Genomic DNA, 19,771 nt, shown 5'->3' with positions numbered 1-19,771 from the left:
AACGGCGACGGACCCAAGCTGAACCCAGACGAACCCCATAGGAGTGCCTGTATGCCCGCCCATGCTCATGAGGCCTCACGGATCGCTGTCGAGGACTTGTTCGACTCTCCCGTCCGTGCCGGTGCATCGATCTCGCCCGACGGCACGAAGATCGCCTACCTGTCGCCCTGGCGGGACCGGCTGAACGTATGGGTGGAGAGCCTCGACTCGGACGAGGAGGCACGGTGCGTGACCGCCGACGACAACCGCAGCGTGCACATCTTCCACTGGACGGATGATCCGCGCTGGCTGCTGTACGAGCAGGACGGTGACGGCGACGAGATGTGGCACGTCTACCGGGTCGATCTGGCGGACCCGGATGCCAAGGCGGTCGATCTCACCCCCTTTCCCGGGGCCCTGGCTGTGGGGTTCGAGATGGTGGTCTCGCGGCCGGGTAAGGCGTTCCTGCATCTGAATGCGAGGAACCCCGTCGAGTTCGACCTCTACGAACTCGACATCGCCACAGGTGAGCTGACCATTCTGGCGCAGAACCCCGGCCAGGCCGCCGGCTGGCTGTGCACACCCGCCGGAGACCTGTACGCCCAGACCTTGACGGCCGGCGGTGACATCGAGCTGGCGCAGTGGGACACCTCAGAGGGGAAGCTGCGCCCGGTCGCCACGTTCGACGGCGCTGACTACCCGCTGAGTATCCAGCCGTTCGAGCTCACCCCGGACGGGACCGGCGTGTGGATCGGCTCCAATCGCAACAGTGACCGGACCCGGCTGGTCCGGCTCGATCTGGCCACCGGTGAGGAGACCGGTGTCGACAGCCATCCGGTCTTCGACCTCGACACACGGTGCGTCGTCTTCCCGACGATGCCGTCGCCGCTCATCCGCAACCAGTACACCGGAGCACTGCTCGGGGCGCGCTATCTCGGCGAGCGGCAGGTGATCCACGCCCTCGACCCGCACTTCGCCTCGGTGCTGCAGAACCTGGAGCAGCTGTCCGACGGTGATCTGGCCGCGGTGTCCTGCGACGTGAGCGGGAGGCGCTGGGTCGTCGGTTTCACCCATGACCGTGACCCCGGTGCCACTTACTTCTACGACCACACCAGCGGCGAGAGCCGACTGCTCTACCGGCCCTATCCGCATCTCGACCCCGATGTCCTGGCCCCGATGACGCCGGTCACGATCCCCGCACGCGACGGGCTGCGCCTGCCCGCCTACCTGACGCTGCCCGTCGGCGTCGATCCGGCCGGGCTGCCCCTGGTGCTGCTGGTCCACGGCGGCCCGTGGTTCCGCGACAGCTGGGGCTACCACCCCGTGGTGCAGCTGCTGGCCAACCGCGGCTACGCGGTGCTGCAGGTCAACTTCCGCGGCTCGATGGGCTACGGAAAGGCGTTCCTCAAGGCCGGTATCGGGGAGTTGGCCGGGAAGATGCACGACGACCTCATCGACGCCGTCGACTGGGCCGTCAAGCAGGGGTACGCGGACCCGGACCGCGTCGCCATCTTCGGCGGCTCGTACGGCGGATACGCCACGCTGGTCGGCGTCACCTTCACCCCCGACGTCTTCGCCGCCGCGATCGACGTCTGCGGCCCCTCGAACCTCGTCACCTACCTGAGGACCCTGCCGGAGTTCGCGCGGCCCGGCCTGGTCAACAACTGGTATCTCTACGCCGGTGATCCGAGCGACCCGGAGCAGGAGGCGGACCTGCTGGCGCGCTCCCCCATCAGCCGGGTGGACCAGATCCGCACCCCGCTGATGGTGGTGCAGGGCGCCAACGACATCCGTGTCGTCAAGGCCGAGTCCGACCGGATCGTCGACGCGCTGCGTGCCCGGGGCGTCGAGGTCGAGTACATGGTCAAGGACAACGAGGGCCACGGCTTCGTGAACCCGGACAACAACATCGACATGTACCGCGCGGCCGACCGCTTCCTCGCCCGTCACCTGAGCGGACGGCCGGACACGGAGTAAACCGGCGCTCCCCGCCCCTTCCGCTGCACGGCTCGCGCCGATCCTGCCGTCGGGCGCGAGCCGGGAACCGCACAGGTGGGCAACGAGGCCGCCGCGTCGGCAACTTCACCCGACACGACCAGCGCCCGAGCGTGACGCGCGGTTCCGGCGTCCTCGTCCCGAACGTGTCCCAGGCCGCCAAGTGGCCCGCTGCGTTCCGGGCCGGTGTGACCCCTGCCCGGTTTGCGGACGGCAAGGGCCGGGCGAGAGGGTTGGCTCGGCAATGGCGGCGGTACGAGCTTCAAGGGGTGGGTGATGTGATCCGGGTGCTGCTGGCGGAGGACATGAACCTCATCCGGGGTGCACTCGTCGCCCTCCTGGGCCTGGAGCCCGACATGGAGGTGGTCGCCGAGGTCTCGTCGGGTGACTCGGCCGTCTCCGAGGCACTCCGGCACCGGCCGGACGTCGCCGTGCTCGACATCAACATGCCCGGCGGCATCGACGGGCTGGCCGCGGCGGCCGTGCTCGCCGAGCGGCTCCCGGACTGCCGCGTGCTGATCCTGACCTCGCTGGGCCGTCCCGAGATGCTGCGCAGGGCCCTGTCGGCCGAGGTGCGGGGGTTCATGCTCAAGGACGCCCCGCCCGCCGAGCTGGCCGGGGCGATCCGCCGGGTGGCCGGCGGGGAACGGGTGATGGATCCGCAACTGGCCGCCGCGGCCATCACGGGCAGGCGGAACCCGCTGAGCCCGCGGGAGGTCGAGGTGCTGCGCATGGCCTCGGAGGGGGCCGAGCCGGCGGAGATCGCGTCCAGGCTCCACCTGACCAAGGGGACCGTCCGCAATTACCTGGGGGCGATCGTCACCAAGCTAGACGCCCGCAACCGCCTCGACGCCGTCCGTATCGCCACCGAGGCCGACTGGCTGTAGCACCGACAGCCCGTACCCGCCGCCGCCGGTCGGCGCCGCCTCCAACCGGCCTCCCGCGGCGGACACCCGCTCGGCGAGGTTGGCGATCCCCTGGCCGCCGGTCCGTTCCCCGGGCGTACCCGCCGGTCCGCCGGGCGGTGCGCCGTCATTGCTCACGCGCAGCCGTACCAGGCCGTCGCCGCACGCCACCTCGATGCGGCAGTGGTCCGCCCGGCTGTGCCGCAGGACGTTGGTGACGGCCTCGCGGAGCACGGTGGCCAGCAGCGCGTCGGCGGGGCCCGGAACGGGTGCCCGGAGCTCGGTGTCGACATGGACGGTCACGCCCGCGGCGGTGAGGAGCTCGCGGGCCGAGGCGAGTTCGGCGTCCAGGGACAGGCCGGGGTCGTCGTCGCGCGGGATGGCGCGCAGGTCGGCCAGCGCGCGGCGGGCGATCCGCGCGATGTCGGCGAGCTCCCGCTCGGCCCGTTCGGGAGCTCGCACGGCCAGCTCCCCCTTGACGACGATGGCCGACAGGCTGGAGCCGAGGAGGTCGTGCACGTCGCGGGAGATCCGGCGGCGTTCCTTGACGACCGCGATCTCGGCCAGAGCCAGCCGTGCCTCCCGCACTTGAAAGACCAGGCCGGTGTGGAGCGCCAGCCCGTAGAGCATCGCCGCGACCGCCGCCGCGTTGAACGTCCAGTAGAGGTTCTCCGCGGGAGCGACACCCCGCAGCAGCAGCGTCGCGCAGACGCCCAGGATGATCGCACCGGACATCGGCCACGCGGCCCATGCCGCCTTTCCGCACATGACGATCAGGACGGACGCGGCGGCGAAGCCGGCCAGCTGGGGATACGGCCGGTCGGGTGACAGGAGCGGCAGGCAGGCGAGCGCCAGCTGTACCGGCAGCGTCCAGGCGGCGTGCCGGGGCCGTACGCCGGGAGGGCGCGGCAGGGAGTGGTAGAGCTGCAACCCGACGACCCCGGCGACGGCGAGCAGGGCTCCGGCCAGCACCCAGGGCGGTGGACGCATCTGCCACAGGTAGATCACCGAGACGATCAGGAATCCGGCGTGCGCGGCGACGTGGATGGGCAGCGCGAGCCGTGGCGTCAGATCGCCGCGCGGCAGCTCCACCGCCGCGCCGGGTGTCTCCCGAGCCCGCGCGGCGGCCTCCCGGCCCAGCACGATGATCTCCTCGGTTCTCCCCTTCGCCGCGAGGCCGATGACGGCCGACAGGCTGGAGCCGAGGACGGCGTCCAGATCGCGGGACGCCCGCTCGCGCTCTCCCGCCACGGATTCGGCGGCCGGCTCCCCGCGGGCGGCGTGCAGTTCGGCGCGCAGGTCGCTGAGCCTGGTCACCCCGAAGACGATCAAACCCTGGGCCAGCGCGTTGCCCATGGCGTTGGCGCAGCTGTAGGCGTCCGAGAGGTTGAGCAGCCCGGCGGCGGCCACGACCCCGGCGAACATCACCCAGCGGATCGGCCCGCCCGCGATCAGGAGCACCGAGGCCGCCAGCAGTCCGGGCGCCCCCTGACCGGCCCAGGGGAAGAGCAGGGCCTGGGCGGCGAGGCTCCACGGACCGCGCAGGCTCTTCAGCCCCGGCAGGCTGTGCACGATCTGCAGGCCGAGCATCGCGACCGTCGCCATGCTCGGCAGCGGATGCGAGGGGTCGAAGGTCACACTCAGCAGAACCACGAGAATGACCGTCACGGCGGGGCATTCTATCGATTTTGTCCGAATTATGTGTTCTGCATATCCCGTTGGTGTGTGTGACACTGGCGACGCGTATGCGCAGGTCGGCACCGTTGTCATCATGAAGACGAGCGTCAGGAAGATCCTCGCCGCGGTGCTCGCCGCGGGTGCGGTGGCCGGATTCCAGATGCCGGCGGGGGCCGAGCCGGCGCCTCGACCGCGGATCGAGCCGCACGACGTCGAGGAGCTGGTCGACCGGATCGTGCCCGCGCAGCTCGCCGGGGACAGGATCCCCGGCGCGGCGGTGGCCGTGGTCGCCGACGGGCGGACGGTTCTCGCGAAGGGGTACGGCGTCGCCGACGTCACGACCGGGAGACCGGTGGACGCGAGCCGTACGGGCTTCTTCACCGGGTCGATGAGCAAGCTGCTCACCACCACCGCCGTCCTGCAACTGGTGGAGCGGGGCAGGCTCGATCTGCGCGCCGACGTCAACCGCTACCTCACCGCCTTCAAGATCAAGGACACCTATCCCGGGCAGCCCGTCACCGTTGAGCATCTGCTGACCTACACGGCGGGATTCGACGACGACATCGTCGGGCTCGCCACGACCGATCCCCGGGCCGTCGCCCCCCTCGGCCGCAGCGTGGCCGACCGGCAACCGAGACGGGTGCGCCCGCCGGGCACTCGCGTGGCCTACAACAACTACGGCCTGGCGCTGGCCGGCCATCTCGTCGAGATCGCCTCCGGGCAGCCGTTCGCGCACTACGTCGACCAGCGCGTCCTCAAGCCGCTGGGCATGGACTCCACCACCGTGGCGGTGCCGCATCCGGCTGCGATCGACGCCGCCCTCGCCCGTGGCCACCGTCCCGCCGGGGACGGTCACACCGTCGAGAAGGCCCTGTACGGCCCGTGGACCCCCACCGGGACCGGCCCCGCCACCACCGCCGCCGACATGGCCCGGTTCATGCTCGCCCAGCTGCGGAACGACCCCCGGCTCGGCCGGAACGTGGCCCGCCTGATGCAGCGGCAGCACCACACCCAGGACACCCGCATGCCCGGCATGGGTTACACCTTCGAGCAGCGCCCCCGCAACGGCCGGTGGCTGGTCTACAAGGACGGCGACGTGCCCGGCTTCCACAACGTCATGGCGCTGCTGCCCGACGAGGGCGTCGGGATCTACGTCGTCTACAACGGCGACGGGGTGGACACCGTGGCCCCCTGGGACGGCAACGCCCTCGTCAACCAGATCGTCGACCGCTATCTCCCCGACACGGGGCGCCGCACGCACGGCACGGCCGGCGGCGAGGTGTCCCGGCCCGACCGCGCGCGGGACGCCGCCGCCGGCGAGGTGTCCGCGTTCGCCGGAACGTATCGGTCGGCCCGGACCAGCCAGACCAGCCTCTTGAAGGTCGCCGCGCTGTCGGCGGCACCGACCGTGTCGGCCAACGCCGACGGCACCCTGACGACCACCGGGCTGTCGCCGGACCCCGCCAGGCGGACCCAGCACTGGATCCGGATCCAGGCCGGCCTCTTCGCGGAACGCGACGGCCAGGACCGGATCGCCTTCGACGGCAAGGGGGTGCTGAGCACCTCGGCGAACCCGGCGGAGACCCTTGAGAAGCTCGCCTGGTACGACTCCCCGGCACCGCACCTCGGCCTGCTCGGCGCCGGGGCACTGGCGCTGGTGCTCGCCTTCCTCGGGTTCCCGCTCCTGGCGGCCGTACGGATCCTCGGACGGCGCCCCCGGCACACGCCCGGTGCCCGCGCGGCCCGGTCGCTGGCCTGGATCACCGGGGCGCTCGTCACCGCCTTCCTGACCGGGTTCGCCGTCGTCATGGCCGACCCCGCCACCGTGCTGCTCGACTCGCCGTGGCCGGCCGCCCTGCAGGTCACCGCGGCCGTGGCCCTCGTGTCCGCGATCCTCGTGTCGGCGGCCGCCGTCGCCGCCTGGTGGAAGGGCTGGTGGGGGTGGGCCGGACGGCTGTCCTACACGCTGGTCGCGCTGGGCGGGGCGGGGTTCTTCACCGTCGCCGTGTCCTACAACCTCGTCGCCCTGCCGTTCTCCGCCGGCTGAGACGGGCGTTCGGGCGGCGCGGCCCGGACCGTTCGAATGATTGCCGAACAGGTGATTTCCGGCGGTGTTCTTGCCGTGTTGAGCCGCAGGTGACCGTGTATCAAGCGATATGGTCCGAGGATAAATCGCATAACTTCTCACTGGCGCCGCTGAATGCACTGGATGAATGCATTTGGAGCCTTAGTGAAGATTTTCCCTATAGAGAAAAACCCTGCCAATTGTGCCTTTTCTCCTGGGGGAGCCGCTGCCCGGGGTCGGGCGCCAACTGGAGGAATTCTCGATGAGGAGCTCTGCCGACGGCAGGAGAGCCGGCCGGGTCGCGGTCGTGCTCGCCCTGCCCGTTGCCCTCGGCCTCGGCTCGATCCCCGTTCTCGCCGATCCGTCCCCGCCGCCCGGCGAGGTCGTGCCCGACCGGCGGTCCGGCACCGGACAGAACGGCGTGGCGCTACTGCGCGTCGTCGTCCCCGGCCAGGACGGCATCGACAGGCTCAACGCCCTGGGAGTCGACCTCGCGGAGTACAGGAAACCCGTCGACGGCGGTTTCGAGGTACACGCCGTACTGAGCCCTCAGGAGGCTCAGGGGCTGCGCGATCGGGGATTCGACGTACGCGGCGCCCTCTCGGACCAGGCCGACCACGCCGAGAACACGGCCGACCGGCAGGCCGCGCTCGCTTCGGCGGCGGAAGCGGCGGCGGAGGCCGACACGCTGATCCCGCTCCGCGCCGAGTGGTTCACCAGCCGCGGCGACCGGCGTTTCCTGTCGGTGGAGGTGAAGTCGAGCGCCACCGACGCGCAGACGGTGCTCGCCGTCACCTGGGACAGCGGCAAGAGGACGCCTCCCGGCTCCGGTGGCACCGCGACGATGTCGCGCTTCACCGACGCGGGCCAGTACCTGTACCACCGGTTCAACTCGCCGCTGTCCGTCGCCGAGATTCCCGCCAGGGTCACGGTCACCAGCAGCCGGGGCGGCTCGGTCACGGTCCCGGTGGCCAGGTGGCTGGGGGACAGGCGCAAGGCACCCGGCAGGCACTACGTCGCGGACTTCGTCGACCACTACATGGACCCGACCGAGGTGACCGACCGGATCACCACGCTGGCCGGGGAGTTTCCGAAGATCTCGCAGATCGTCGATCTGCCGTACCGGACGAACGGCTACCGCCGGGCGGCGCAGGCGCAGTTCGGCAGCGTCGCGGCGAGCACGTTCTACGTGAGCTCGAAGGCGTACGGACACGAGGGCGGCAACGACATCAGCGTGGCCCTGGTGAGGCCCGATGCCGCCTCCGCCCCGATCGGCGTCTCGGTCACCGGCAAGGACATCGTGGTCAACCTCGCCACGGACGGGGCCGGCGCGATCAGCAGCACCGCCCGGCAGGTGGTCGACGCGCTCGGCGCCGACGCGGAGGCATCGGCGCTGCTGACCGCCGGCACCTATCGGGGCGACGCCGGTGGCGGCACGGTCGCCGCGGCGCCGGCGACGAGGCTGACCGACAGCCTGAAGGCGCCGTCAAGCGTCTCGCGTGACCCGTTCCAGATGAAGGCGCTGCGTATCGGGAAGAAACGGGACGGCTCGAAGACCGGCGTGTTCCTCTACTGCCAGGAGCACGCCCGCGAGTGGGTGACCCCGCTGGTCTGCGTGGAGACCGCCGAGCGGCTCCTGCGCAACTACGCCCGCCACGGGCGGACCAGGAAGCTGGTCGACGACCTCGACATCTTCATCGTGCCGACGGTCAACCCGGACGGCGCGCACTACAGCATGTACGACTACAACTTCCAACGTCGCAACATGACCAACCACTGCGCGGCCGGCGCGGCGGACCCGGCGCAGCGCAACTCCTGGGGCGTGGACCTGAACCGCAACTTCTCGGTCGGCTCCGTATTCGACGGATACAGCGGCGCCTCGACGGACTGCACCGGTGACACCTTCGCCGGTCCGAGGGAACTGTCCGAACCGGAGGCGCGCAACGAGGTCTGGCTGACCCGGCGCCACCCGAACATCAAGTTCGCGATGAACACCCACGCTTACGGCGGCTACTTCATGTGGCCTCCAGGCGCGTACAGACCGGCCGGACGCGAGCTGCTGCCACGGGTCGACCTCGGCATGGAGAACTTCTTCTGGGAGGCCTCCGGCCACATCCTCTCCGCGGTCCAGTCCTGGCGCGGTACGGCGATCTGGCCGGGTCGCACCGGTGCGGTGCCGGACGTGCTGTACTCCGCGGCCGGCAACAGCTCCGACGAGCACTGGTTCAACCGCGGAGTCATCGGCTGGGACTTCGAGGTCGGCGCGGACGTCTACGACCCGGCGACCAAGCAGTTCCAGGCGGTCGGCTTCCAGCCGGGGTTCGCCGAGGGGCACGAGGAGGCGATGGAGTTCGCCGGCGGCCAGATCGGCATCCTGGAGGTCGCCCGGTCCTTCGCCGACGACGGGGACCGTCCCGGGTCGGATCTGAAGGTGACCGGCCGGACCGGCACCTCGGCCACGTTCACGTTCGAGACCGACGAGCCCGCCAACGTCTACTACACGCTGGACGGCAGCCGTCCGACGCTGAGCTCGCCCAAGCTCGCGGCCGCGGGGATACGTGAGGGAGCACAGCGGATCACGGTCGGCAGGACCACCGAGGTGCGCTGGTTCGCCGTGGACATCGCCGGCAATGTCGAGAAGGACTACAGGCCGGACGGCGGGAGCGACGACTACCGCAAGGAGAGGGTGGAGGTCCGCGACCCCCGCTGACCTCCCGCGGCGGCTCGGTAGGTCCATCACAACCGTCGCCTCGGGAACGGCAGGGGCACTCCCTACCGTTCGACCTGGAAGGCGGCCATGGGGATGGGGAGCCAGGAGGGGCGGTTGCGGGCCTCGTAGCCGACCTCGTAGACGGCCTTGACCAGCTCCAGGGCGCGGAGCAGTATGGCGTCCTCGGCGTGCAGGCGGCCGCCGCCGGCGGAGTAGCCGGCCAGGAAGGACGAGCGGTTGAGCTCGGCCCATTCGACGGCCCGGGGGCGCAGCTCATCGGCGTCGGGATGGTCGGCCAGCAGGTGGCGGGCGGCGTAGTCGAACGAGCGGAGCATGCCGGCCACGTCCCGCAGCGGGGAGGACAGCGCGCGGCGCTCGGCGAGGGGCTGGCCGGGCTCGCCCTCGAAGTCGAGGACGACCCAGTCGGTGGTCGTGCGCATCACCTGGCCGAGGTGGTAGTCGCCGTGGACGCGCTGCACGGGGATCTCGGAGACCACGTCGGCGACCCGCTGGTAGGCCTCCTCGGCCACCCGCGCGTACCGGCCGAGCTGCGGCACCTCCTCGATCACACCGGCCAGGCGGCGGCGATGGTCCTCGACCATCTGCTTGACCTCCTGCGACTCCATCACGTCGGTGGGGAACGCGGCGGCCAGCTCGCGGTGGACCTCGGCGGTGGCCACGCCGAGCCGGTAGGCCTCGGAGCTGAAGTCGCCGCCCGCGTCGGAGGCCGAGGAGTCCAGGCAGGCGTACAGGTCGCGGACGCTGGCCAGGGCCAGGGCCCAGCCGTCGTTGGCGGTGGCGAGGAACTCCTGGGTCATCGCCAGGGTGGTGGGCTCGCCGTCGAGGTCGGTCTCGATCCAGCCGTACGGCTGCGCGATGTGGCCGGCGCCGTGCCGGGCCAGGGCGGTGACGATCTCCAGCTCGGGGTTGACGCCGGGGATCAGGCGGCGGAACAGCTTGCAGATGTAGGTCTCGCCGTACACCAGGGAGGTGTTGGACTGCTCCGCGCCGAGCACGAGGCTCCGCAGGGAGGTGTCGATCTCCACCCCCTCCAGGTGGCGGAAGCGGAGCGGGCCGAGGTCGCGGTCCCCGGCCATCCCCGCGAGCAGGGTGCCGGTGAGGTCGGGGTCGTAGGCGGCGTCGTAGTAGCCGTCGCCGATCCGGGCGTGGCTGTAGCGCCCGGAGGCGTCCCCGTCGGTGCCGAGCAGGAGCTGGTAGCGGTCGTGTGCCCCGCCCTGGCGCACCGAGATGATCAGATGGTGCAGGCCGGGGGAGAGCTCGACGTCGGAATCGACGCCGAGCTCGTCTATCGGCCGCCCCTTACCGGCGAACCATCGTTGATGGGTTATCCAGCCGGTAAGGAGCTCCGTCAACACGGCTTTACGCCTCCTGGGTTACGGGTGGCAGGGTGAACCAATAGAACCCATGCCCAGGAAGCGTCAAAAGATACGGAAGTTCGCCAATCGGTGGGAACGGTACTCCGCCCATGGTCTCGACGGGCACCGATCCCTCGAACCGGCGCAGGTCCAGCTCCACCGGCTGCGGGAACCGCGACAGGTTGTTGACGCACAGGATGCGGTCGTCGCCGTACTCGCGCACGTAGGCGAGGACGCTCGGGTTGGAGGAGTTCAGCTCGGTGAACGCCCCCAGGCCGAAGACCGGGTGGCGCTTGCGGATGTCGATCATCCGCTTGGTCCAGTGCAGCAGCGAGCCGGAGCTCTTCTGCTGCGCCTCGACGTTGATCGCCTGATAGCCGTAGATCGGGTCCATGATGACCGGCAGGTAGAGCCGGGCGGGGTCGCAGTCGGAGAACCCGGCGTTGCGGTCGGGGCTCCACTGCATCGGAGTGCGGACGCCGTCGCGGTCGCCCAGCCAGATGTTGTCGCCCATCCCGATCTCGTCGCCGTAGTAGAGCACCGGGGAACCGGGCAGCGAGAGCAGCAGCGCGGTGAACAGCTCGATCTGGTTGCGGTCGTTCTCCAGCAGCGGGGCCAGCCGCCGCCGGATGCCGACGTTGGCCCGCATCCGGGGGTCCTTGGCGTACTCCGAGTACATGTAGTCGCGCTCGTCGTCGGTCACCATCTCAAGCGTGAGCTCGTCGTGGTTGCGCAGGAAGATGCCCCACTGGCAGTTCTCGGGGATCTTCGGCGTCTGGGCCATGATCTCCGAGATCGGGTAGCGGGACTCCCGCCTGACGGCCATGAAGATGCGCGGCATCAGCGGGAAGTGGAACGCCATGTGGCACTCGTCGCCGCCGGTCGCCGGGTCGCCGAAGTACTCCACCACGTCCGCCGGCCACTGGTTGGCCTCGGCCAGCAGCACCCGGTCGGGGTAGAGGCGGTCGACCTCGGCCCTGACCCGCTTCAGGTATTCGTGGGTCCTGGGCAGGTTCTCGCAGTTCGTGCCGTCCTGCTCGAACAGGTAGGGGATGGCGTCCATCCGGAACCCGTCGATGCCCAGGTCCAGCCAGAACCGCAGCACCTCCAGCATCGCGTCCTGCACGTCCGGGTTCTCGTAGTTGAGGTCCGGCTGGTGGGAGAAGAACCTGTGCCAGTAGTACTGGCCCCGCACCGGGTCGTGGGACCAGTTGGACGTCTCGGTGTCGATGAAGATGACCCGGGCGTCCTTGTAGAGCTCGTCGGAGTCGCTCCAGACGTAGAAGTCGCCGAACGGGCCCTCGGGGTCGTGGCGGGAGGCCTGGAACCAGGGGTGCTGGTCGCTGGTGTGGTTCATCACCAGGTCGGCGATGACGCGCATGCCCCGCTTGTGGGCTTCGTCCACCAGCTTGACGAAATCTCCGAGATCACCGAACTCGGGGAGGATCTTCATGAAGTCCGCGATGTCGTAGCCGCCATCGCGGAGCGGCGATTCGTACAGGGGCAGCAGCCAGAGGCAGTCCACGCCGAGCCACTGGAGATAGTCCAGTTTGTCGATGAGGCCGCGGATGTCTCCGGTGCCGTCCCCGTTGGAATCGGCGAAACCCCGGATGAGCACCTCGTAGAAAACAGCGCGCTTGAACCAGTACGGATCGCGCGGCTTCTCCTCGTCGAAGGTGTTCGGAATTGGCTCAGGTAGCTGACTCACCAGTGGACTCCCCGCTGTTCTGCCGGTATCGCGTACCCGGCCGGCTCACCGCTGGTTCGCCGTCGCGGCACGCAAAGTGAAGATGTGTGCTGGGTGGATATGGGGATCGAGGCGCACGTAGTTGTTCTGTCGCCAGCGATACGACTCGCCTGACAGCTCGTCGTCGACGAAGAACTCGGCATGCCAGTCGAGACCCAGAGACGGCATGTCCAGGGACACCGTCGCCTCATGGGTGTTGTGTGGATCGAGATTCACGACCGTCAGCACCACATCGCCCAGGCCGTGCCGTCGTGTGGCCGTGTCGTAGGCGCCGGGCAGCCGCTTGGAGAAGCAGACCACGTCCGGATGGTCGACGCTATGGAACCGTAGGTTACGCAGTTCCTGGAGCGCCGGGTGTGCTCTTCGGAACAAATTAAGTTGCGTGATGAAGGGCGCGAGGCTACGGCCTTCCCGCTCAGCCGCTACCCAATCGCGCGGTTTATACTGATATTTCTCACTATCTAGGTATTCTTCGCTCCCCGGCCGAACCGGGACATTCTCCGCAAGTTCATATCCGGCGTATACCCCCCAGGTCGGCATCGCCGTCGCCGCGAGGATAGCTCTGATATAAAATGCCGGGACTCCCCCGTGTTGCAGGTATTCATGGAGAATGTCCGGAGTGTTGACGAACACGTTCGGCCGCAGGAAGTGTGACGTCTCGTGGGAGAGCTCGCTCAGGTAGGCCTCGACCTCCGGCCGGGAGTTCTTCCACGTGAAGTAGGTGTAGGACTGGTGGAAGCCGACCTTGGCCAGCGCCTGCATCATCGCCGGGCGGGTGAACGCCTCCGCCAGGAACAGCACGTCCGGGTCGGTGGAGTTGATGTCGGCCAGCAGCCGCTCCCAGAACGCCACCGGCTTGGTGTGCGGGTTGTCCACCCGGAAGATCCGCACGCCGTGGTCCATCCAGAGCCGCACCACCCGCTTGACCTCGGCGTAGATGCCCTCGGGATCCTTGTCGAAGTTCAGCGGGTAGATGTCCTGGTACTTCTTCGGGGGGTTCTCCGCGTAGGCGATCGAGCCGTCGGCGCGGATGTTGAACCACTCCGGGTGCTCCCTGACCCACGGGTGGTCGGGCGCGCACTGCAGGGCCAGATCGAGGGCGACCTCCATGCCGAGCTCGCGGGTCTTGGCCACGAAGGCGTCGAAGTCCTCGAAGGTGCCGAGGTCGGGGTGGATGGCGTCGTGTCCGCCCTCCTCGGAGCCGATTGCCCAGGGGGAGCCGGGGTCGTACGGCTCGGGCGTCAGGGTGTTGTTGCGGCCCTTGCGGAAGCTGTGGCCGATCGGGTGGATCGGCGGCAGGTACACGACGTCGAAACCCATTTTCGCGACGGCGGGCAGCCGCTTCGCAGAGGTCGTGAAATTTCCGGACTTGGGGGCGGTGTCCCGTTCGACGATCGCGCCCTCGGAACGGGGGAAGAACTCGTACCAGGAGCCGAACAGCGCCCTGCGCCGGTCGACCCTGACCACGCGCCTGGGCGACCTGGTCACCAGATCCCGGAGCGGGTGGGCGCGCAGCAGCTCGGCGGTCTCGGGGAGCTGGGCCAGGGAGAACCGGGCGCGCGGGTCGAGCTCCTGGTCGCGCAGCTTGGCCGCCACCGACAGCAGCGCGGCCCGGTGCCCGCACGCCTGGGCCTCCACGACGGCCTCCCGTCCCGCGGAACCGGCCGGGGCCGTACCGGCGGCCTTGCCCGCCGCCTTGCCGCCCGCCGCCTTGCCGCCCGCCGCCTTGCCGCCCGCCGCCTTGCCGTCGGGCGCCTTCACGGCCGCGGGCCTGCGGCTCAGGCCGCCGCAGTCCGCGGGCCGTACGGCTCTGGCCGCGCGTTCGAAGAGCCGGGCGCCCTCCTCGCACATGAGTTCGGCGTCCATGTCACGCGGGATCTTGATGCCCGCGTCGTGGAGCCAGGTGGCCATGGGATCACTCCACGCCTCGACGCGGAAGTGCCAGTCGCCCTCGGTGGGCAGCGTCACCTCGACGCCCCAGCGGTCGGTGCCCGGAGCCAGCTCTCTCATGCGCAGCAGCGGGCCGCGCACGCCGTCCGGGCCGGTGAGCACGGCTCCGGCGGCCACCGCGTCGTGTCCCTCCCGGAACACGGTGGCGGCGATCTCGAAGGTCTCGCCCGCAGCGGCCTTGGCGGGGTAGCGCCCGCAGTCGACCGTGGGGTGGATGTCCTGGATTGGGATTCGTCCGATCATCGCGTCTCAAGGTAGCGACGGCACGCCCGGTACCGCCGGAAAAAAGTCGGCAAAAAAAGATCTTCGTTTTTTCAAACGTCCCCGTGACCGGCCTGGGGGCAGGACTGCGTCCCGCCTCCGCGTGGACGGCCGGTTCCAGGAGGCGGGGGCATTGCGGCCCATAGATGCGTTGCCCCAATAGTCCATCTTCATGCGTGTAGGCGGAAGAGTGCGGGATCTCTTACTCCCCGGCGAGTTGCATGAAGGTGTGATCAACCCGGCTTTGATGTGTTTGGGGTTGATTGATAGCGGTGAGGGGGAGACGCGTGAGTGTTGAGGTCGCCCTCGTGGCGCTGAGTAACTAGGGTCTGGCAGCGTGAGAGCAATCCGCAGGTTCACCGTCCGCACCGTCCTTCCTCCGGAGCTGGCCTCCCTCGGCGAGCTTGTGCACAATCTGCGCTGGTCGTGGCATCCCGAGACACTCGACCTCTTCGCCGAGGTCGATCCGGTCGTCTGGGAACGGGTAGGCCACGACCCCGTCGCGCTGCTCGGCGCGGTCGACGCAGGTCGCCTCCGCGAGCTGGCCGCCGACCGCCGCTTCCTCAGACGGGTCGCCGACGCGGCGGACGACCTCCGTGAATACATGACCGCACCGAGGTGGTACCAGACCATCCCCGACGCCCCCCGGGCCGTCGCCTACTTCTCGCCCGAGTACGGCATCGCCGCCGCCCTGCCGCAGTACTCCGGTGGCCTGGGCATCCTCGCCGGCGACCATCTCAAGACCGCCAGCGACCTCGGCGTGCCGATCCTGGCGGTAGGCCTGTTGTACCGGCACGGCTACTTCACCCAGTCCCTCTCGCCTGAGGGGTGGCAGCTGGAGCACTACCCGTCCCTCGACCCGGGCGGCCTGCCCCTGGCCCTCCTGAAGGAGGAGGACGGCACGCCGGTGCGGGTCGCGATCAGCCTGCCCGAGCAGCGCACGCTGCACGCCCAGATCTGGGTGGCCCAGGTGGGCCGGGTCCCGCTGCTGCTGCTCGACTCCGACGTCGCCGAGAACGACACCGCCGCCCGCGACGTCACCGACCGCCTGTACGGCGGGGGCACCGATCACCGGCTGATGCAGGAGCTGCTGCTCGGCGTCGGCGGCGTCCGGGCCATCCGGGCCTACTCCCGGGTCAGCGGCCACCCCGAGCCCGAGGTGTTCCACACCAACGAGGGGCACGCGGGCTTCCTGGGCCTGGAACGCATCCGCGAGCTCACCGAGACCAGGCTCTCCTTCGACGAGGCCCTGGAGGCGGTCCGCGCCGGGACGGTCTTCACCACCCACACCCCCGTCCCCGCCGGAATCGACCGCTTCCCGGCCGAGATGATCGCCCGCCAGTTCGGCGGCGACAACGCGTGGCCCACGGTCCCGGTCGACCGCATCCTGGCGCTCGGCGCCGAGGAGGAGCCGGGCAAGTTCAACATGGCCGCGATGGGCATGCGGCTGGCCCAGCGGGTCAACGGGGTCTCGGAGCTGCACGGGGCGGTCAGCCGGGAGATGTTCCAGGGCCTGTGGCCGGGGTTCGACGCCGACGAGGTCCCGATCGGCTCGATCACCAACGGCGTGCACGCGCCCACCTGGGTCGGCCGCGAGATCATGGAGCTGGCCGGCAGGGAGCTGCCCACGCTGGTCGAGCGGGCCCAGGGCTGGGAGGGCGTCAACAAGATCTCCGACGCCGACATCTGGGGGATCCGCGGGCAGTTGCGCGCGCGGCTGGTGGAGGCCGCACGCGCACGGCTGCGCCGGTCCTGGCTCGACCGGGGCGCCTCCCGCGCCGAGCTCGGCTGGATCGACGACGCCCTCGACCCCGACGTGCTGACCATCGGGTTCGCCCGCCGGGTCCCCTCCTACAAGCGGCTGACCCTGATGCTGAGCGACCAGAACCGGCTCCGCGAGCTGCTCCTTGACCCGGACAAGCCGGTCCAGATCGTGATCGCGGGCAAGGCGCACCCGGCCGACGAGGGCGGCAAGAAGCTCATCCAGCAGATCGTGAAGTTCGCCGACCGGGAGGACGTGCGGCACCGCATCGTCTTCCTGCCCGACTACGACATGGCCCTGGGGCAGCTCCTCGTCCAGGGCTCCGACGTGTGGATGAACAACCCGATCCGGCCGCTGGAGGCGAGCGGTACCTCGGGCATGAAGGCCGCGCTGAACGGCGGCCTCAACCTGTCCATCCGCGACGGCTGGTGGGACGAGTGGTACGACGGCACCAACGGCTGGGCCATTCCCACCGCCGACGGCGTCACCGACCCCGACCGCCGCGACGAGCTGGAGGCCGGCGCGCTCTACGACCTGATCGAGCACGAGGTGGCCGACAGGTTCTACGACCGCGCCTCCGACGGCCTGCCGCTGCGCTGGCTGGAGATGGTCCGCCACACCCTGACCTCCCTCGGGCCCAAGGTCCTCGCCGGGCGGATGCTCCGCGACTACGTCGTCGACCTCTACACCCCGGCGGCCAAGTCCGCGCGTGCTCTGCTGGCGGACGGATACGAGCCGGCCAAGAGCTTCGCCGCGTGGAAGCTGCGGGTCGGCCAGGCGTGGCCGGGGGTCCGGGTCGAGCACGTGGAGGCCTCGAACCTGGGGGACACCCCCGAGGTGGGGGCGGCCCTGGAGCTGCGGGCGACCATCGCCCTGGGCGAGCTGGAGCCCGGAGACATCCGGGTCCAGGCCGCCTACGGCCTGGTGGGGCTCCACGACGAGCTGGTCGGCCCGGCCTACGCGGACCTGACCCTTGAGGCGGACGGCGACGACGGCAAGGCGGTGTTCAGCGGCAGCATCCCGCTGGACCGCACCGGCTCCTTCGGCTACACCGTCCGGGTCGTCCCCGACCATCCCCTCGTGGCGTCCCCCTCCGAGCTCGGCCTGGTCGCCGTCCCGGAGGAGCCCGCCGGCATGACCAACGGCACCCTGCGCTGAGGCCGCCGGGAACCGGACGGCCGCTCGGCCGGGGAGCCGGGCCGGCCGGAGAACCGGGTTGGGAGACCCGCCGGCCGGGGAGCCGGGCCGGAGCGCCCGGCCGACAGGCCGACAGGCCCGGAAACCGGCCGGGGGAGACCGGGGCTCACGCCCCGGCCTCCCCTGCCTGCTCACGTCATCGCCCGCGGTCGCCTCAGGCGAGGGAGACCACGACGTCGTCGGCCTTGACGAACATCACGCGGTGGCCGAACTGGATCTGGTAGTACTTCAGCTTCCCGCGGACCACCACGTGCTGGGACGCGTCGAAGGTCACGGCCCTGTAGTACTCCCCCTGGGCGGCGAGGCCGAGGGTGTAGCGCTGGCCCGCGGAGAAGGTGTACTGCAGCGGAGTGATCGCCTGGACCGGCACGTTCGCCGGGTAGGCCTCCGGCTCGGGGTAGGCCCTGCCGTACACCGGCACGGTCGCGAGGCCCGGCTTGGGCGTCACCACCAGGCCGCGGGAGGGGACGGCGGTGGGCTGGGCGGCGGGGTTGTGGAACCAGGCCTTCTGGCCGAGGTACCAGATCGCCGTCCAGTCGCCCTGGCGTTCGGCCAGAGCGTAGCGCTGGCCGGTGTTGGCGCGGGCGCTGTGGTCGTAGACGCTGTAGAGCGAGTCGCCGGTGGGGTGCTTGCCGATGTCCTTGACCAGCGGGGCGTCCTCACGCGGCTCGGTGCGCAGCCAGATCGACGACGAGCCGTGCGGCGCGCAGTCGGCCGTCGGGTTCTTGCGGTCGCAGCCGTAGTAGTAGGGCTGGTTCTTGGCGTAGTCGGGCAGGATCATCACCGACTGCGCCTTCGGGCCGCCGGAGGCGTGCAGGGGCTTGCCGAGCAGTTCGAAGTAGCGCGCCCAGTCCCAGAAGGGCCCCGGGTCCTCGTGCATGCCGCGCACGGTGGTCGGCAGGGTGCCCGGCACGTTGTCGTGGCCGATGATGTGCGCGCGGTCCAGCGGGACCCCGTGCCGCATGGCCAGGTAGCGCACCAGCTTGGCCGAGGTGCGGTACATCGCCTCGGTGTACCAGGCGGCGCCCTCGCCGAGGAAGCCCTCGTGCTCCAGCCCGATCGACTTGGCGTTGACGTACCAGTTGCCCGCCTGCCAGCCGACGTCCTTGGTCTTGAGGTGCTGGGCGATGTGGCCGTCGCTGGAACGGAGCGAGTAGTGCCAGCTCGCGGGCCGCGCGGGGTTCTGCACCAGGTCCACCGAGGGGCCGAAGTAGCCCTCCATGTCGTGGATGACGATGTAGTCGATCTTCTGGTTCCACGGCCGGTTCGACAGGTCGTGGTTGCCGTAGTCGTCGTCGGGCAGGGCCTGGTAGGGCGCCGGGATCCACTCGCACGAGATCGTGGGCGGGCACTCGACGCCGTCGCGGCCGGGCCGGCGCAGGCCGAGCCTCTCCAGCCACTTCTCGAACTTCTTCAGGTCGGGCACCGCCTTCAGGCCGACCCTCTGCCCGTCGTCGGTGACCCGCTCGGCGCCGGCCTGGATCGTGGCGTACACCTCGTCGGCGAAGAACTTCGCCGCCTCCGCCTCGGCCGCGCCCGAGTAGCGGGCGACCGCGCCGTACCACTCGGCGGGGTCGGCGCTGAGGGGCGCGCCGAGCTGCTTCTGGTAGTCGGCCAGCAGGGCCGCGCCGCCGCGGATGTTCACGGCGGGGTCGGCGCGCAGGTCGTCACGGCTCGCGCCGGTGAGCTCGGCGGCCTTCTCCAGCGTTCTGAGCGAGGCGGGGATCTCGGCCGGCGCCGCCGGCTGCGCGGTGACCGCGAGAGGGCGGCCGTCGTCGCCGCGGGGGTCCTCCTCGCCCTGACCGTGGTGGTCGGTGGCGGGCAGGTCGCTCAGCGCGGCGGCGTCGGTGAGGTGCATGGGGCCGAACCCGGCGGAGTTGCTCGGCCGCCCCGCGTTGGCGTCCCACCGTGACTCCAGGTAGGACACGCCGAGCAGGACGCTCTCCGGCACGTCGTAGGCCTTGGCGGCCTCCGCGAAGGCCGCCTGCCGGTCGTCGGGGGCCGCCTGGGCGGCCGACGCCGGCTGTATCAGGGCGAGACCGCCGACGGCGATGACGGCCGCGGCCGTCATGCGGAGCGGCGTGAGTCGTTGCATGGGGGTTGCTCCTCGGCTGGGGGATCCGATGCAGTCAGACTGCGAAGTTAAG

Annotated in this window: 10 protein-coding genes; 5 read left to right on the top strand and 5 right to left on the bottom strand. The window is 70.3% G+C overall.

Annotated elements, in window-relative coordinates; genetic code table 11:
* Nucleotides 1-51 precede the first annotated feature (51 nt).
* Both SROS_RS39300 and SROS_RS39295 read left to right on the top strand, forming a co-directional pair.
* Nucleotides 52-1,956, top strand: coding sequence for a S9 family peptidase (locus SROS_RS39300; protein WP_012894532.1), 1,905 nt, complete (start codon nucleotides 52-54; stop codon nucleotides 1,954-1,956).
* A gap of 296 nt (nucleotides 1,957-2,252) precedes the next feature.
* The gene (locus SROS_RS39295; protein WP_012894531.1) at nucleotides 2,253-2,861 is read left to right on the top strand and encodes a response regulator transcription factor; all 609 of its coding nucleotides are present in this window, start codon (nucleotides 2,253-2,255) and stop codon (nucleotides 2,859-2,861) included.
* Here the strand turns inward: SROS_RS39295 and SROS_RS39290 are convergent.
* Nucleotides 2,802-4,547 carry a sensor histidine kinase gene (locus SROS_RS39290; protein ID WP_012894530.1) on the bottom strand — a complete coding sequence of 582 codons (1,746 nt, stop codon included), beginning with the start codon at nucleotides 4,545-4,547 and terminating at the stop codon, nucleotides 2,802-2,804. The two genes, SROS_RS39295 and SROS_RS39290, sit on opposite strands and share 60 nt — an antisense overlap.
* Nucleotides 4,548-4,650: 103 nt before the next feature.
* Between SROS_RS39290 and SROS_RS39280 the strand changes: the two genes are divergently transcribed.
* Together SROS_RS39280 and SROS_RS39275 are read left to right on the top strand one after the other, a co-directional pair.
* Nucleotides 4,651-6,603 (top strand): serine hydrolase domain-containing protein, encoded by a 1,953-nt coding sequence (locus SROS_RS39280; RefSeq protein WP_169369477.1) that lies wholly within the window; start codon nucleotides 4,651-4,653, stop codon nucleotides 6,601-6,603.
* A gap of 280 nt (nucleotides 6,604-6,883) precedes the next feature.
* Complete coding sequence (locus SROS_RS39275) at nucleotides 6,884-9,331, top strand: M14 family zinc carboxypeptidase (RefSeq protein ID WP_012894528.1); 2,448 nt, start codon at nucleotides 6,884-6,886, stop codon at nucleotides 9,329-9,331.
* 62 nt (nucleotides 9,332-9,393) lie between these two features.
* On the opposite strand, the gene SROS_RS39270 is transcribed toward SROS_RS39275, so the two are convergent.
* The 3 genes from SROS_RS39270 to SROS_RS39260 are packed head-to-tail and all read right to left on the bottom strand — an operon-like array spanning nucleotide 9,394 to nucleotide 14,647.
* Complete coding sequence (locus tag SROS_RS39270) at nucleotides 9,394-10,707, bottom strand: maltokinase N-terminal cap-like domain-containing protein (RefSeq protein ID WP_012894527.1); 1,314 nt, start codon at nucleotides 10,705-10,707, stop codon at nucleotides 9,394-9,396.
* Between the two features lie 4 nt (nucleotides 10,708-10,711).
* Nucleotides 10,712-12,415 (bottom strand): maltose alpha-D-glucosyltransferase, encoded by a 1,704-nt coding sequence (gene treS, locus SROS_RS39265; RefSeq protein WP_012894526.1) that lies wholly within the window; start codon nucleotides 12,413-12,415, stop codon nucleotides 10,712-10,714.
* Nucleotides 12,416-12,460: 45 nt separating this feature from the next.
* Entirely contained in the window at nucleotides 12,461-14,647 is a 2,187-nt protein-coding gene (locus SROS_RS39260; RefSeq protein WP_012894525.1) for an alpha-1,4-glucan--maltose-1-phosphate maltosyltransferase, read from the bottom strand.
* A 355-nt stretch (nucleotides 14,648-15,002) separates the two neighbouring features.
* Between SROS_RS39260 and glgP the strand changes: the two genes are divergently transcribed.
* Entirely contained in the window at nucleotides 15,003-17,585 is a 2,583-nt protein-coding gene (glgP, locus tag SROS_RS39255) for an alpha-glucan family phosphorylase (RefSeq protein WP_012894524.1), read from the top strand.
* Nucleotides 17,586-17,778: 193 nt separating this feature from the next.
* Here the strand turns inward: glgP and SROS_RS39250 are convergent, their stop codons facing one another.
* Nucleotides 17,779-19,719, bottom strand: coding sequence for an N-acetylmuramoyl-L-alanine amidase (locus SROS_RS39250; protein WP_012894523.1), 1,941 nt, complete (start codon nucleotides 19,717-19,719; stop codon nucleotides 17,779-17,781).
* Between the last annotated feature and the right edge of the window lie 52 nt (nucleotides 19,720-19,771).

Source organism: Streptosporangium roseum DSM 43021 (assembly GCF_000024865.1).
Lineage (GTDB): Bacteria > Actinomycetota > Actinomycetes > Streptosporangiales > Streptosporangiaceae > Streptosporangium > Streptosporangium roseum.
This window is presented reverse-complemented; position numbering and strand designations above follow the sequence as displayed.

Coding starts and splice junctions, on each gene's coding strand:
- SROS_RS39250 (WP_012894523.1), bottom strand. CDS start 19,719: ATGCAACGACTCACGCCGCTCCGCATGACGGCCGCGGCCGTCATCGCC.
- SROS_RS39280 (WP_169369477.1), top strand. CDS start 4,651: ATGAAGACGAGCGTCAGGAAGATCCTCGCCGCGGTGCTCGCCGCGGGT.
- SROS_RS39300 (WP_012894532.1), top strand. CDS start 52: ATGCCCGCCCATGCTCATGAGGCCTCACGGATCGCTGTCGAGGACTTG.
- SROS_RS39275 (WP_012894528.1), top strand. CDS start 6,884: ATGAGGAGCTCTGCCGACGGCAGGAGAGCCGGCCGGGTCGCGGTCGTG.
- SROS_RS39260 (WP_012894525.1), bottom strand. CDS start 14,647: ATGATCGGACGAATCCCAATCCAGGACATCCACCCCACGGTCGACTGC.